Origin of the sequence: Prochlorococcus marinus CUG1417 (assembly GCF_017695975.1) — a bacterium.
GTDB classification, from domain to species: Bacteria; Cyanobacteriota; Cyanobacteriia; order PCC-6307; family Cyanobiaceae; genus Prochlorococcus_A; species Prochlorococcus_A marinus_AG.
The window spans coordinates 808,632-823,886 of record NZ_JAAORN010000001.1 but is presented as its reverse complement, the minus strand read 5'-3'; the positions used below and the strand labels follow the sequence as shown (position 1 = coordinate 823,886).

The 15,255-nt window shown below is 30.8% G+C and carries 18 protein-coding genes and 1 tRNA gene; 16 read left to right on the top strand and 3 right to left on the bottom strand.

Features of this window, described 5'->3' with window-relative positions; all coding sequences use genetic code 11:
- Positions 1 to 12 precede the first annotated feature (12 nt).
- Positions 13 to 99: transfer RNA gene (locus HA140_RS04735), tRNA-Ser, on the bottom strand.
- Positions 100 to 148: 49 nt separating this feature from the next.
- On the opposite strand from HA140_RS04735, the gene HA140_RS04730 reads away from it, so the two are divergent.
- The 9 genes from HA140_RS04730 to psaK all read left to right on the top strand — a co-directional run bounded on the left by HA140_RS04730 (position 149) and on the right by psaK (position 6,343).
- On the top strand, positions 149 to 523 hold the full coding sequence (locus tag HA140_RS04730) for a 2Fe-2S iron-sulfur cluster-binding protein (RefSeq protein ID WP_209039992.1): 375 nt from the start codon (positions 149 to 151) through the stop codon (positions 521 to 523).
- Positions 524 to 528: 5 nt separating this feature from the next.
- Complete coding sequence (locus HA140_RS04725; RefSeq protein ID WP_209039991.1) at positions 529 to 1,377, top strand: inositol monophosphatase family protein; 849 nt, start codon at positions 529 to 531, stop codon at positions 1,375 to 1,377.
- A gap of 18 nt (positions 1,378 to 1,395) precedes the next feature.
- The gene (locus HA140_RS04720; protein WP_209039990.1) at positions 1,396 to 2,547 is read left to right on the top strand and encodes an ATP phosphoribosyltransferase regulatory subunit; all 1,152 of its coding nucleotides are present in this window, start codon (positions 1,396 to 1,398) and stop codon (positions 2,545 to 2,547) included.
- A 115-nt stretch (positions 2,548 to 2,662) separates the two neighbouring features.
- Positions 2,663 to 4,567, top strand: a complete 1,905-nt coding sequence (gene htpG / locus HA140_RS04715) for a molecular chaperone HtpG (protein ID WP_209039989.1) — start codon at positions 2,663 to 2,665, stop codon at positions 4,565 to 4,567.
- 39 nt (positions 4,568 to 4,606) lie between these two features.
- Positions 4,607 to 4,843, top strand: coding sequence for a 50S ribosomal protein L28 (gene rpmB, locus HA140_RS04710; RefSeq protein ID WP_025881448.1), 237 nt, complete (start codon positions 4,607 to 4,609; stop codon positions 4,841 to 4,843).
- A 5-nt stretch (positions 4,844 to 4,848) separates the two neighbouring features.
- Complete coding sequence (locus tag HA140_RS04705) at positions 4,849 to 5,382, top strand: peroxiredoxin (protein ID WP_209039988.1); 534 nt, start codon at positions 4,849 to 4,851, stop codon at positions 5,380 to 5,382.
- A 3-nt stretch (positions 5,383 to 5,385) separates the two neighbouring features.
- Positions 5,386 to 5,688 carry a DUF2499 domain-containing protein gene (locus tag HA140_RS04700; protein ID WP_209039987.1) on the top strand — a complete coding sequence of 101 codons (303 nt, stop codon included), beginning with the start codon at positions 5,386 to 5,388 and terminating at the stop codon, positions 5,686 to 5,688.
- Positions 5,681 to 6,016 carry a DUF3593 domain-containing protein gene (locus tag HA140_RS04695; RefSeq protein ID WP_209039986.1) on the top strand — a complete coding sequence of 112 codons (336 nt, stop codon included), beginning with the start codon at positions 5,681 to 5,683 and terminating at the stop codon, positions 6,014 to 6,016. The genes HA140_RS04700 and HA140_RS04695 overlap by 8 nt, the downstream gene beginning before the upstream one ends.
- 66 nt (positions 6,017 to 6,082) lie before the next feature.
- Positions 6,083 to 6,343 carry a photosystem I reaction center subunit PsaK gene (psaK, locus tag HA140_RS04690; protein WP_011818394.1) on the top strand — a complete coding sequence of 87 codons (261 nt, stop codon included), beginning with the start codon at positions 6,083 to 6,085 and terminating at the stop codon, positions 6,341 to 6,343.
- Between the two features lie 19 nt (positions 6,344 to 6,362).
- On the opposite strand, the gene dxs is transcribed toward psaK, so the two are convergent.
- On the bottom strand, positions 6,363 to 8,252 hold the full coding sequence (gene dxs / locus HA140_RS04685) for a 1-deoxy-D-xylulose-5-phosphate synthase (RefSeq protein WP_209039985.1): 1,890 nt from the start codon (positions 8,250 to 8,252) through the stop codon (positions 6,363 to 6,365).
- Between the two features lie 116 nt (positions 8,253 to 8,368).
- Between dxs and ilvA the strand changes: the two genes are divergently transcribed.
- Genes ilvA through HA140_RS04670 form a run of 3 tightly spaced genes read left to right on the top strand, consistent with a single transcriptional unit; the run spans position 8,369 to position 10,800 of the window.
- Positions 8,369 to 9,910, top strand: a complete 1,542-nt coding sequence (gene ilvA / locus HA140_RS04680; protein ID WP_209039984.1) for a threonine ammonia-lyase, biosynthetic — start codon at positions 8,369 to 8,371, stop codon at positions 9,908 to 9,910.
- Positions 9,911 to 9,970: 60 nt separating this feature from the next.
- Entirely contained in the window at positions 9,971 to 10,483 is a 513-nt protein-coding gene (scpB, locus tag HA140_RS04675; protein ID WP_209039983.1) for an SMC-Scp complex subunit ScpB, read from the top strand.
- 38 nt (positions 10,484 to 10,521) lie between these two features.
- A complete protein-coding gene (locus HA140_RS04670) occupies positions 10,522 to 10,800 on the top strand; it encodes a YggT family protein (protein ID WP_079332049.1) in 279 nt (92 codons plus the stop codon).
- A gap of 2 nt (positions 10,801 to 10,802) precedes the next feature.
- On the opposite strand, the gene HA140_RS04665 is transcribed toward HA140_RS04670, so the two are convergent.
- Entirely contained in the window at positions 10,803 to 11,132 is a 330-nt protein-coding gene (locus HA140_RS04665; protein WP_209039982.1) for a nucleoside triphosphate pyrophosphohydrolase family protein, read from the bottom strand.
- A gap of 61 nt (positions 11,133 to 11,193) precedes the next feature.
- Between HA140_RS04665 and pyk the strand changes: the two genes are divergently transcribed.
- Genes pyk through lspA form a run of 4 tightly spaced genes read left to right on the top strand, consistent with a single transcriptional unit; the run spans position 11,194 to position 15,255 of the window.
- Entirely contained in the window at positions 11,194 to 12,987 is a 1,794-nt protein-coding gene (pyk, locus tag HA140_RS04660) for a pyruvate kinase (RefSeq protein ID WP_209039981.1), read from the top strand.
- On the top strand, positions 12,980 to 14,212 hold the full coding sequence (locus tag HA140_RS04655) for an ABC transporter permease (RefSeq protein ID WP_209039980.1): 1,233 nt from the start codon (positions 12,980 to 12,982) through the stop codon (positions 14,210 to 14,212). The genes pyk and HA140_RS04655 overlap by 8 nt, the downstream gene beginning before the upstream one ends.
- Before the next feature lie 15 nt (positions 14,213 to 14,227).
- Complete coding sequence (locus HA140_RS04650; RefSeq protein ID WP_209039979.1) at positions 14,228 to 14,797, top strand: biotin transporter BioY; 570 nt, start codon at positions 14,228 to 14,230, stop codon at positions 14,795 to 14,797.
- Positions 14,797 to 15,255, top strand: coding sequence for a signal peptidase II (gene lspA, locus HA140_RS04645; protein WP_209039978.1), 459 nt, complete (start codon positions 14,797 to 14,799; stop codon positions 15,253 to 15,255). The genes HA140_RS04650 and lspA overlap by 1 nt, the downstream gene beginning before the upstream one ends.

The following is a 15,255-nucleotide window of genomic DNA, read 5'->3' as shown; positions in this document are numbered from 1 at the left end:
ACTAATATAAAACGGAGAGAGAGGGATTCGAACCCTCGATAAAGTTGCCCCTATACAGCATTTCCAGTGCTGCGCCTTCAACCACTCGGCCACCTCTCCCAAGATAATCATTTTAACCCCTTATCATGCCATTTTTGAGGAAAGTTATTTGAATAAGACTTTCACAGTTACGATTAAAAATAAAGAAACCGGAAAGGTCTACCAAGAGCAGGTTAATAGTGACGAATATATACTTAAGGAATTTGAAAAGAAAGGTTTCAAACTTGCATTTTCATGTAGAAATGGTTGCTGTACAAGTTGTGCAGTTAAAATTAAATCTGGTACCTTACAACAACCTGAAGCTATGGGTGTATCTCAGGCTTTAAAAGACAAAGGCTATGCACTTCTTTGTGTCGCTAAAGCAACTTCAGATCTTGAGGTAGAAACTACATATGAAGATGAAGTTTATGATTTACAATTTGGACAATATTTTGGGAGGGGAAACACAAGAGTTGCGCCACCTTGGGAATTTGAGGAAGATTAACTATCATGTTTGAATTAAGTGAAATAGAGGAACTCGCAAACCAAGAAAACTTATCCATTTTGTATGAAATAGCCAAGAATTCCGCTCAAATTGGTAATGAAATTTTAAAAGTTAATTACAATAAAATTCAGAAAATATCATCAAAGGGCAGGAAGGGTGATCTAGTTACCAATGTAGATTTGGAAGTTGAAAATAAAATAAAAGAATATTTATTAGAAGAGACACCAAACATATCTATAAATGCAGAGGAATCGGGTAAATTAACCAAATCATCGGATTTAACGTGGTGTATAGACCCATTAGACGGTACAACAAACTATTCCCATGGATATCCTTTTTTTGGGACTTCTATTGGTCTTGTATATAAAAACAAGCCAATTATTGGGGCTATATCAGTACCATATTTAAATGAACTATATTCAGCCTGTATAGGTTTAGGCTCATTCTGCAATGATAGTGAAATTAAAGTATCGAATCCATCTAATCTATCTGATAGTCTACTTGTAACTGGTTTCTCTTATGACAGATTTGAGACAGAGAATAATAATTATGCTGAATTTTGTTATTTAACACATAAAACTAGAGGTGTTAGAAGAGGCGGTGCAGCAGCAGTTGATCTAGCATTTGTTGCTGCAGGTAAAGTAGATGGATATTGGGAAAGAGGATTGGAGGTATGGGACCTAGCGGCCGGTGCTATTATTGTAAAAGAGGCTGGTGGTATTATTTCTGATTATCCATCAGGCGAATTTAATTTAAGTTCAGGAAGAATTTTAGCTTGTTCTCCCAGCCTTGAGAATGAATTAAAAAATGAACTAGATAAAGTCTCTCCATTTAAAAAAAATCTCTATACCTAAAATTAATTTAATATCAAAATGACAGATATAAAGGAAATTAAATTAGTCGATGTAAAAAATAACTCAAACATCATAAATAATTTAAATAGTATTTATAAACTATGGGGATATGAAGAGGTTTCACCCTCATTTATTAATACTTTAGAGACCATAAAAGGCCGTGGCGTTATTGACGAAAATCAGGTTGTTGGAATAGTAAGTAATAATTCATTATGTCTTAGGCCAGAAATGACAACATCAATTGTCAAATTATCATCTACTAGATTAATAAATAAGAAAAGACCTATAAGATTATTCACCAATGGAATGGTTTTTGATAAAAAACAAAATAATAAAAATTCATTTAAGTTACAAGAAAAATTGCAGAGTGGAATTGAATTAATTGGATATGATACAAAATACCCAGAAATTGAAGTTATTAATATTTTGTTTGATTCAATCGATAATATTAATTTGAAGGATGGTTGTGATTTATTTCTACTAGTAAGCACCACAAAAATAATGGACTTAATACTGAACAAATATAAGAATAATAATTTTGAAGAAATTAAGAAAAGTCTTGTTAATTTTGATCAAGACAATTTATCTAAATTAGAAATAGATGAAAATGATAAATATATTCTTAAAGATCTTTTATTCACACGAGGAGAGCCCATAGCAATATTGAAAAAATTAAAAACTATATTTGGTACCAGTAAAACATTAGATGACTTAAATTTTTTATTTGAAACATTATCAAAAATATCAAAAAAATATGGAGTTAAATTACAACTTGATCCCACATTCCAACCTCACTTGAATTTATATGAAGGAATAGTTTTTCAACTAATAGGGGATAATGGTAAAAATAAATGCATCATCGCAAAAGGCGGAAGATATGATGAGTTAGTAAGATCATTTAGTCCTAATGAGAAAATATTTAATGGAATTGGATTTACAATTTCGGTAGACATTTTAAGAAATTTAATTAAGGAAGAAAAGACAGATAACAAAAAGATTTTATTGATGTTTAAAGAATCTTATTTGTTAGAAAAAGGGATGAATGAACAAAAAGTACAACAGAAAAAAGGAAATATTGCCGTCCTACATTTAAATCCATGTGATGACTTGGCAAAAGCCAATCAAATTATGAGAGAAAATAATTGTAGTGATATTTTGTGGGTTAAATAAAACCATTAAAAAATTTATTTAACTTTTAAATTCATATATTGTTCGGACAATACTCCTAATTAAACTTGATTAACTAGTTTTTACGAAATAAGATTTAATATATTTGATTTTTTTTATGGAAAAAGGCGAAATTCGTATTAATACCGAAAATATTTTCCCAATTATCAAGAAGGCAGTATATTCTGACCATGAAATCTTTTTAAGAGAACTTGTTAGTAATGGTGTTGACGCAATTAGTAAAAGAAGAATGGCCTCTATGGCAGGTGATTGCGAGAATACTGAGGAGGCTCAAGTAAAAATAACAATTAACCGTGAAAAAAATACACTAACAATTTCCGATAATGGAATTGGAATGAATGATGAAGAAATTAAGAAGTACATAAATCAAGTTGCATTTTCTAGTGCTGAAGAATTCCTAACAAAATATAAAAAAGATAATGATGAATTCATAGGTCATTTTGGACTAGGGTTTTATTCAAGTTTCATGGTGGCAGATAGAGTTGATATATTAACTAAGTCAGCAATTGGGGAATCAAATGCTTTCAAATGGTCATGTGATGGATCGCCAAATTTCACGTTAGAGAAATCAGAAAGAGAGACAATTGGTACAGATGTTATTCTTCACCTACTTGAAGAAGAAAAAGAGTTCATCGAGCCTGAAAGGATTAAATCACTAATAAAAAAATATTGTGATTTTATGCCAATAGATGTCTTATTAGAAGGAGAGACAATTAATAAGAAAAATCCTCCTTGGAGAAAACAACCTAATGAATTAAAAGATGAAGATTATATTGAGTTATATAAATACCTTTATCCTTTCCAGGGAGATCCACTGTTATGGATTCATCTAAATACAGATTATCCATATGACATACAAGGGATATTATATTTTCCAAAGTTGTCAGGTAGAGCTGATTGGGAAAAGGGAGAAATAAAACTATTTTGCAATCAAGTATTCGTAAGCGATTCAATTAAAGAGATAGTACCAAAATACCTTTTACCTTTAAGAGGAGTTATTGACTCTACAGATATACCCCTAAATGTTAGTAGAAGTGCATTACAAACAGATAGAAAAGTGAGGTCCATATCATCATTTATCTCAAAAAAAATTGCCAATAAACTGAAGGATTTGATAAAAAATTCTCCAGAATTTTATGCTGAAATTTGGGATTCAATCTCTGCTTTTATTAAAATTGGTGCTATAGAAGATGAAAAATTTGCTGATTTAGTCAATAACAGTATAATTTTCGAGACAATAATAAATGCTGAGAAAGACGTAACTCAAGATATTGAAAATAAATCCCTCATCAAGTCAAATGATAAATATTTCACAACTCTCGCAAATTATAAAGAGCGAAATAAATTAACTGATTCTAAAAAAATAATTTACTGTTCAGATTTGATTGCACAATCTAGTGCATTAAATATCTGTTTATCTGATAATAAAGAAGTTATTAAATCAGATCCCTTAATTGACGCACAATTTCTTCCATGGTTGGAAAGTAAAAATGAAGATTATCAATTCCAAAGAGTAGACTCAGAAATAAATGAACTAGAAGATAATGAATCTAAGGAAATTGTAGATAAGGATGGCAAATCAAATACTGATAATCTTAGAGATACAATAGTTAACGCCCTCAACAATGAGAAAGTAACAGTTAAAGTGCAGTCACTTTCAAGTAAAGATGCTCCACCAGCGATGATCCTGCTTCCAGAGCAAATGAGAAGAATTAATGATATGGGCGCTTACATGGAACAAAAGATGCCTGGCTTACCTGAATATCATGTGCTCTTAATTAACAAAGAACATCCACTTATTGTTGGTCTTAATAAAATTACAGGCAACAAAATAATTATTGATGAAAAAGATCCTATTGAGAATCCATTGGCATCTAAAATTGCTAATCATGTTTACGATATGGCTAAGCTTTCCGTTGGTGGATTAGATCAAGAACAGATAATTAATTTACAAAATAATAATGCCGAACTAATTTCAGAATTACTTAATTCAACAAATTGAGTCATGTGTTAGAATTTTCAAAGATATAACTCAATAAATATGTCAAGAGTTTGCGAACTGACCGGTGCAAAAGCTAATAACGGGATGGCAGTGAGTCACTCACATATTCGTACAAAGAAATTGCAACAAGTTAATCTTCAAAAAAGGAGACTTTGGTGGGAAGAAGGCAAGAAATGGGTGAATATTAAAATTAGCACCAAAGCATTAAAGTCTATACAAAAAGTAGGTTTAGATAAATTTGCTAAATCAAATGGAGTTGATTTAAAAAAATTCTAAATTTGATGATAAATTTAGTTTTAAGTATATTAATATCTTTTATTTTTTTATTTAATTGTAATTCAGCAATTGCTTTTGACTTTGCTCCTGAAATTGGAGATATTGCTCCAAGCTTTCAATTAGAAGGTTTTAATAAAAATATAAAATCAAAAAATATTTGGGAATTAAATGATTTTCAAGGTAAGTGGCTTGTTATGTATTTTTATCCAAAGGACTTTACCGCAGGTTGCACTCTTGAAGCTAAAGGTTTTTCGGAACTAAAAAAAGATTTTTCAAAATATAATGCCGAAATTGTTGGTATTAGTGCTGATAATCAAGATTCTCATGAAAGTTTCTGCAGTGAGAAATCTATAAATTACACTTTATTATCCGATCCTGATGGAATTATTAGCGATAAATATGGTTCTTGGATTCCTCCATTTTCAGATAGAAATACTTTTTTGATTTCTCCAGAAGGGGAAATTTCTTATAGATGGATAAGTGTTTTACCTATAAATCATGCCAAAGAAGTACTTAATGTACTTAAGAAAAAAATATAAATTTTGCACGAACTTTCATTTGGAACTTGGTTAATTCACATCTCTTCTGTCATTGAATGGATATTTACCATCTTTGTTATATACAAAATTTCTACATATAAAAAATATAATTTATTTTTTTGGTTAAGCTTAGCTATGGTTCCAAACTTAATAGGAGCTATGTGCGCTATTACTTGGCATATCTACGATAATCAAGATGTATTGTATGGATTAGTAACTCTTCAAGGGATATTTACATTTATTGGCAATTCAACATTAGCTCTCGTAGCATTCACTATTTTTAAAAAGGAAGAGACTTATGACTGATTTATTTTTTAAATTAATAGAAAAATTAGGTTCTATTGACAACACATTATTGTTCGCAATATCAATAATTCCGTATGCAATATTTTTGTTTTACTTATATAAAATCAAATCTGTTAATATTTTTGTAAAAACAGGATTTTCCTTAACTGTTTTATTCGTATTCATAACTATATTGGTATCTATATTCACACTAAATTACTATGATAAAACGCTTGTTGAGGTTGACTTCCTGCATGGCTTTGCAGAATCCTTCCTAACTCTAAGTGATTTTGTTATTTTGTTTGGATTTCTAAACTTGTTAAATAGCTTAGAAGTAAACAACTCTTAAGACCTTTTACAATTTTGTGTTTTTTAGGTAAAAGTATTAGAGAATATATAAAAATAACGATTTTTTATGTTTACTACATTATTTGCAGCTGCAGATCCAGCAACTTTTTCTTGGTCTCCAAAGTGTGCCGTCGTAATGATTGCATGTAATGTTTTTGCTTATGCAATTGCTAGAGCAACAATAAGAAAACCTAATGAAGGTTTTGAAATACCTAATTCAAAATTCTATGGTGGTTTAAGTCACGCATCTGTTGTAGGTGCTAATTGCCTAGGTCATATTTTCGGAATTGGAGCAATCTTAGGATTAGCCTCACGTGGTGTTTTATAAAAATTTATTTATTAAATTTTTAATTGCCTAACTTAAATTTTTTAATAATTTTATCTGCCATCTGATCAGGCATAAGTCCTAATTTTTCTTTACTCTGATCAGGTGAAGCATGATCAACTAAAACATCAGGTATACCTATTCTGAATACAGGAATATTTATATCATTATCGTTTAATAATTCAACTATTGCGGAACCAAATCCACCTATTAGGGTTCCTTCTTCCATAGTTACAACTTTTTGAATCCTACTTGCTAAAGGCATAATAAGATTTTGATCGAGAGGTTTCACAAATCTTGCATTAATAAGACATGCATTAATGTTCATATTTTTTAGTATCTTTGATGTTTCGATAGCTGATGCGACCATTGAACCATAAGCAATAATTAAAATATCCTCTCCTTCCTCAAGTATTTCAGCTTCGCCTATATTTAAAGGTTCCCAACCCTCATCCATTACAGCGACGCCTAATCCAGAGCCTCTAGGTATTCTTAGTGCTGTAGGACCGTTATGGTTTATTGAAGTTATTAACATTCTCTGTAATTCAGACTCATCTTTTGGTGCCATCAATACAAAATTAGGTATGGATCTCATATAACTGATATCGTATTGCCCTTGATGTGTAGGACCGTCAGCTCCAACTATTCCAGCTCTATCAAGTACGAATGATACAGGTAATTTTTGTATGCCTACATCATGAATTAATTGATCGAAAGCACGTTGAAGAAAAGTACTATAAATTGCTACAACAGGTTTAAGACCATCGCACGACATTCCAGCAGCAAGAGTAACTGCATGTTGTTCTGCTATTCCAACGTCGATATATTGGTCTGGAATATTTTTTTGCAATATATCTAAACCAGTACCTGTAGCCATTGCAGCTGTAATGCCAACGACTTTGCTATCTTGTTCACATATTTTCAATAAGGTTTGACCAAATATTTTACTATAACTAACAGGCTTAGGTTTCTTTGATGGAATAGATTTCCCAGTTGTCAGATCAAAAGCAGACTGTGCATGATATCCTACTTGGTCAGCTTCTGCGTAAGGATAACCCTTCCCTTTTGTTGTAACAACATGAACAAGAACAGGTTTTTTAAGTTTATGAGCAGCGTTAAAAGTATTAACTAAATTTCCAATGTCATGACCGTCAATTGGACCCATATATGTAAATCCAAGTTCTTCAAAAACAGCACCAACCTTAGGCACAGCCAATCTTCTAACGCTTCCTTTAATATTTTTCAATTCTTCTGGTATATCCTTACCAATTAAGGGAATATTTTTTACACTTTCTTGAACACTATCGGATAAAAATTGCAATGGCGGACTAACTCTTACCTTATTTAAGTAGGAGGAAAGGGCTCCAACTGGAGGTGAAATAGACATATCATTATCATTTAATACAACAACTAAAGGAGTATTTGGTAAGTGTCCTGCATGATTTATAGCTTCTAATGCCATTCCTCCAGTTAATGCTCCATCTCCAATAACAGCAACACATTTATAATTCTCACCTTTTCTGTCTCTTGCTATTGCCATTCCTAAAGCAGCGGAAATAGAAGTGCTTGCATGTCCAGCACCAAAATGATCAAATTTACTTTCACTTCTTTTTAGATATCCAGCTACTCCATTTTGTTGTCTAAGGGAATCAAATTGACTGAAACGTCCCGTTATTAATTTATGAGGATAACCTTGATGTCCTACATCCCAAACAACTTTGTCAAAATCTAGATCAAGAGTTTGATATAAAGCCAATGTAAGCTCAACCACACCTAAACCAGGGCCAAGATGTCCACCGCTAGTAGATACTACTTGAAGGTGCCTTTCTCTAATTTGACAAGCAATTTCCTCTAATTGTGAAACTGTTAAGCCATGAAGTTGATTTGGATGACTTAACTCACTTAAAAGCATTTAACAAAAATTGGTATCTATCTAATCTAAAACGTCGAGGTGCAAAATGAGTATTTTTTTAGAAATAGATCATGTAATGTTTTATTAGATTAATAATTAATGCTAAAAATATATATATGAATGATTATTTTGAAAAAATACTTCAAGCTGAAGTCTATGAAGTAGCAAAAAAAACGCCCCTAGAAAAAGCTCATAATTTAAGTAATACACTTAATAATGAAATTTTTCTAAAAAGAGAAGATCTTCAAGATGTATTTTCATTCAAGGTTAGAGGGGCATATAACAAAATGAGTAAGCTCACCAATTCTCAGCTTTCTCAGGGAGTAATTACTTCAAGTGCTGGTAATCATGCTCAAGGTGTTGCTCTTAGTGCTCTTAAGTTAAATTGCCAAGCGACGATATTAATGCCCATTACAACTCCTCTTGTAAAAGTTAATGCCGTGAAAAAGTTAAAAGCAAAAGTTATATTATTTGGTGATAATTATGATGAAACATACAAAGAAGCAATAAGGATTAGCAAAGAAAGAAATTTATGTTTTATTCATCCTTTTGATGATCCAGATGTAATAGCAGGACAAGGAACCATAGCTATTGAACTTGAACAGCAATTAAATGAAAAACCCTATGCAATTTATATTGCTGTTGGTGGTGGAGGATTGATATCAGGAATATCCCTATATATTAAAAAAATATGGCCTGGAGTAAAAATAATTGGTGTAGAGCCGGAAGATGCAGACGCTATGACAAAATCATTGGAAGAATCAAAAATTGTGGAATTATCTTCTGTTGGTCAATTTGCAGATGGAGTTGCTGTAAAAAAAATTGGGAAAAATACTTTTGACATTGGCAGAAAATATATAGATAAGATGATCACCGTTAATACTGATGAGATATGTGCAGCTATAAAAGATGTTTTTGAGGATACTAGATCAATACTAGAGCCAGCAGGAGCATTATCAATTGCAGGGATGAAAAAAGATATTTTAAATTCGAATCATTTAAATAGAAAAATGGTTGCGATTGCATGTGGTGCAAATATGAATTTTGAGCGGCTTAGATTTGTCGCAGAACGAGCAGAACTTGGTGAGTGTAAAGAAGTAATGATGGCTGTTGAAATACCAGAACGTGCTGGAAGTTTAATTGATTTTTGTAAGCTACTTGACAATAGAAATTTGACCGAATTTAGCTACAGGATGTCGAATTCTAAGAATGCCCAGATCTTTGTAGGAGTTCAAGTATATGGATTAAATGATAAAAAAAATCTTTTAAATGTATTTAGAAATTCAGAGTACTCATTTATTGATATAAGTGATGATGAATTATCTAAAAATCATCTAAGACATATGGTAGGTGGAAGATTACCAAAGAATTTTAAAGAAATGGATAATAGAAACTTTGTTGAGCTTTTATACAGATTTGAGTTTCCTGAAAGGCCTGGCGCATTAATAAACTTTTTAAATAATATGAAATCTAATTGGTCTATAAGCGTATTTCACTATAGGAATTATGGAGCTGATGTTGGGAAAATTGTTATTGGAGTTTTAATCGATAAAAATGAGATTTTAGAGTGGAATAAATTTGTAAGAATTCTAGGCTATAAATTTTGGGATGAAACTCAAAACGATACATATAGATTATTCCTTGGTGCATCAGATTAAATTTAAGGTAAATTAGGAAAGATTACGGTAATTAAAATCAATCAATCTGATCTAAATACCATGCCAATATCTGATATAGATCTAGTTACTAGAGTTGAAGCTGTTCTATATTTAAAAGGCAGACCAATAACAAAAAAGGATCTTTCAGAAATTACCAATTCTGATATAAACTCAATAAATAATGCAATTAAAGATCTTAAGAATAAATACTCCAATCCAAAGTCAGCGATTGAATTAAATGAAGTTAATAATAGTTTTTGTCTAGAACTAAAATCCAGTCTTAATGAATTCGTAGATGATCTACTTCCTTCTGATTTAAAAACAGCCGAATTAAGAACATTGGCAACTATTGCAATCAAGAAAAAAATCTTGCAATCTGATCTTATACTTCTTAGGGGTTCAGGAGCTTATGATCATATTAAAGAATTATTAGAAAAAAATTTTATTGTTAAACGGAAGCAAAAAGATGGAAGATCATATTGGCTATCATTATCAGAAAAGTTTTTTCAAACTTTTGCTTTGAGTAATGAATATCTCTCAAAAATAGGAAACCGTACTAATAAGCAGCAATAATAAGTAAATGTTAGAATGTTATAAAACAATAAAAGATCATGTTATCTGAGATTTTTGCAGTGCTGGGCCAAACATTATCAATATATTCATTCATATTAATAATAAGAATATTACTTACATGGTTTCCTGGTATTGATTGGAGTAACGGTATTTTATCTGCATTAACTTCTATCACAGATCCTTATCTAAATATTTTTAGAGGTATCATCCCTCCTATTGGTGGATTTGATATTTCATCTTTATTAGCTTTTTTACTTTTAAATGTTATTCAAAACCTAATTACAAATCTCCAGTATGCAAGCTTAGGATATAGCTAATTTTATCTATCGTCACCAGAGCCGCTTATTTTTCCTTGAGCAGCCCTTAATTTTAATTTTTCAAGGTTTTGTAATGCAACATCCTCTAAGTTGAAATTTAATTCTGTGCAAAGATTTGATATGTACCACAAAACATCACCTAATTCTTTTTTTAAACCTAATTTTGATTCGTTATCAAATATTCCATTTTTATCTCTTATAACTTTTTTTACTTTTTCCGCTACCTCACCAGCCTCTCCAACCAAGCCAAGAGTTGGATAAATATTATTCGAGCCTAAATTTGGATATTGTGCTGTTTCCCTAGCTTTTTTCTGATAAGTTTTAAAATCCATGACTTAAATAACTAACTTTGGGTATGGTAAATTTATTTATATCTAGCAATATTATCTATATATGTCGAATATTGATTTAAAAAGAAGAACAAAAATAGTAGCAACTATTGGCCCTGCAACTCAATCTGAAGAGATAATTACAGATTTAATAAAAGCTGGAGTAACAACGTTCAGATTAAATTTCTCACATGGAGATCATAAAGATCATGCTGAGAGAATAAAAACTATTAGAGAAGTATCAAAAAAGTTAGATATAGATATAGGAATATTACAAGATCTTCAAGGACCTAAAATAAGATTAGGGCGATTTAAAGATGGTCCAGTAAAAGTTAAAAAAGGTGAAAAATTTATACTGACATCAAATGAAATCGAATGTACAAATACTATTGCAAATGTAACCTATGACAAACTTTCTCAAGAAGTTACTGAGGGAAAAAGAATACTTTTAGATGATGGAAAAATAGAAATGATTGTAGAAAAAATAGATGTAAAAGCTAATCTATTAAAGTGTCTTGTGACTGTAGGGGGAGTTCTTTCAAATAATAAAGGTGTTAATTTCCCAGATGTTCAGCTATCAGTAAAAGCATTAACAGAAAAAGATAAAGAAGATTTAAAATTCGGTTTATCTCAAGGAGTAGATTGGATAGCCCTAAGTTTTGTAAGAAATCCATCTGATATAAACGAGATAAAAGATTTAATAAACAAAAATGGACATTCAACTCCTGTAGTCGCAAAGATAGAAAAGTTTGAAGCGATTGATCAAATAGATACAGTTTTACCCTTATGTGATGGGGTTATGGTAGCAAGAGGTGATTTGGGAGTAGAAATGCCTGCTGAAGAAGTTCCACTTCTACAAAAGGAATTAATAAGAAAAGCAAATTCATTGGGTATCCCAATAATTACAGCGACTCAAATGCTTGATTCAATGGCTTCTAATCCTAGGCCCACTAGGGCCGAAGTAAGTGATGTTGCGAATGCAATTCTCGATGGAACAGATGCTGTAATGCTTTCAAATGAAACTGCAGTTGGCGATTATCCTGTAGAGGCAGTTGAAACGATGGCAACTATAGCAAGAAGAATTGAAAGGGATTATCCACTAAAAGCTATTGAGAGCCACCTACCTAGTACAATCCCAAATGCTATTAGTGCAGCAGTAAGCAATATAGCTAGACAACTTGATGCGGGAGCTATAATCCCTTTAACAAAATCAGGCTCTACCGCTCGAAATGTAAGTAAATTCAGACCCCCAACACCTATCTTGGCAACTACTACAGAGAGAAGTGTAGCGAGAAGATTGCAATTAGTTTGGGGAGTTACTCCCATAGTAGTTAAAAATGATGAAAGAACTGCAAAAACATTTAGTTTAGCTATGCAAATTGCTCAGGAAATGGGGATTCTAAATCAAGGAGATTTAGTAGTTCAAACTGCAGGCACGTTAACTGGCATTAGCGGCTCTACAGATTTAATAAAAGTCGGTTTAGTTAGAAAAATTGTTTCAAGAGGAATTTCAATAGGGGAAATCGGTGTTACAGGTAAAGCAAGAATAATAAAAAATAATCTAGATATATCGCTGATTTGTCCTGGAGAAATATTATTTGTTCCAGAGGAATTAATGAAAAATATTCCACTGAGTAAAAATATTGCGGGCATTGTTACGAACCAAAATGTAGATGATGTTTATGCTTTGTTTAATAAAAATAATAAAAGAATTTCTACAATTTGTAATTTGGAGAATATAGATAATCATCAAATTAGCAATGGCGACCTTATTACACTGCAGCTAAATGAAGGTGTTATATACATGGGGCAAATTGAAGATGATGATGATGCCATAGATAAATATAAATATGTCTAGAAATATATCAATAAAAGAAGCCTTAGGTATGGCCACAAAAACCCTAGTTTCGAACAAATTGAGAAGTTCGTTAACAATGCTTGGGATTATCATAGGAAATGCATCAGTTATTACACTTGTTGGACTTGGAAGAGGTGCCCAAACATTAGCAAAAAATCAATTAAGTAATTTAGGTGCAAATGTTTTATTCATTGTTCCTGGGAATAATGATACAAGAAGAAGAGGAATTTCATTTCCGAAAAACCTAGTTTTAGAAGATGCATTAGCAATAAGCAATCAAGTCCCAACAGTTAGAAAAGTTGCTCCTCAAATCTCTGCTAACGAAATAGTACAATCAAATTCTAAAAGCCTTAATATATCAATTGCTGGAGTAACTCCTGAATTTCTTGAAGTAAGAAGCTTTGAAGTAGATAAGGGAAGATTTTTATCAAAAAGTGATGTTAATAGTGCAAGAAGTTATGTTGTAATAGGTCCTGATCTTAAAGAAGAATTTTTTAATGATAATTCTTCATCACTTGGAAAAAAAATCAGAATTAAAGACCATACCTATGAAATTATCGGAATATTAAAGCCAAAAGGTGCTGTATTTGGAAGTAATCAAGACAAAAATGCTTATATACCATTGACAACCATGGTCAATAGAATTACAGGGAAGGACCCGACATACGGAGTAAGTTTAAGCTTCATTAGTGTAGAAGCGATAAATAAAAATGCAACTAGTGCCGCTAAATTTCAAATTACCAACTTATTAAGGCAAAGACATAAAATAATAAGAGATGATGACTTTGCGGTTAGATCACAAGAAGATGCTTTGAATATAGTAACCAACATAACAAGTGGACTTACATTTTTACTGGCTGGTATTGGAGCAGTATCCTTAGTGGTTGGAGGTATAGGAATCATGAATATTATGCTCGTTTCTGTAAGCGAAAGAACTGAAGAGATTGGACTTAGAAAAGCAATAGGAGCTAAACAGTCAGATATCTTAATTCAATTTTTAATTGAGGCATTGATTTTATCTACAATTGGAGGATTAATTGGTACAACAACTGGATTATCAGGTGTTTTTCTTTTATCTCTGATAACACCACTTCCTGCATCAGTAGGAATTACAACTACTTTTTCCACCATGATCATCTCAGGATCAATAGGTTTAATCTTTGGCGTTTTACCTGCTAAAAGAGCTTCTAAATTAGATCCAATTGTTGCATTAAGAAGTTTATAAATAGAATTTATAATAATGCTCAATTTTTATAAATTAATTGAGATACTTGTGAGTCTTCAATCAATAGTAATAACATCAATGTTACCTGTATTTATTCCACTAACTTTTATCTATAAATCTAGTAATAACTTTGAGTTGCCTATCACATGGCAAATTCCAACTATAATTTTATTAACACTCATATTTCATAAAAAAGTTGTTTTCAGGGCATTTTCTATATATATAATTTTGGGTTTATTCATATTTCCTGTCTTTCATCAAGGAGGTTCAATAGGTTATTTGCTCACTCCAAATTTTGGATATTTATTAGGTTTATATCCATTAATCAAAATAATTGATAATTTAAATACAAGAAATAAAATAAAGATTGGAAATTTTTTAAAGAATGGATTTATAGGGATATGTGCTATGCATTTAACTGGGATATTTTACAACCTTATACAGGTTATATTCCACAGTCAATTTAAATTATTTTTATATAATTTAGGAAAATACTCATTTGGTAAGATTGGATATCATTTTTTAATGCTTTTTCCACTTTTATTACTTATAAAGCCTATAGAACGTTTAAAACGAAGCAAATAATGATTAATAAAATACAAACAAAATTATATTTTTTATCTTTAAGTATTTTTATTGTTCTAATAGATCAATTTACGAAATATTTAATGTCATATAATAATAAATTATTTATTAATAAAGATTTTCTTTTATTCAAATTAGACTTAGTAAAAAATTACGGGGCCGCATTTAACATTTTTAGTGGTAGTAGAATATTTTTATCTTTAATAAGTATTTTTTTCTCAATATTACTTATTTATTTAATATTAAGGAAAAATACTTTAAACACATTTGATCTATATTCTTATAGCTTTATTCTTGGCGGAACTATTGGTAATGGTATAGATAGAATATATAAAGGTTTTGTGGTAGATTTTATAAATTTAAATATTATAAATTTTCCTGTTTTTAATATTGCTGATATTTCTATTAATATTGGTTTTATTTTTTTGCTGTATAACATTTTTAAAAATAATCGATAA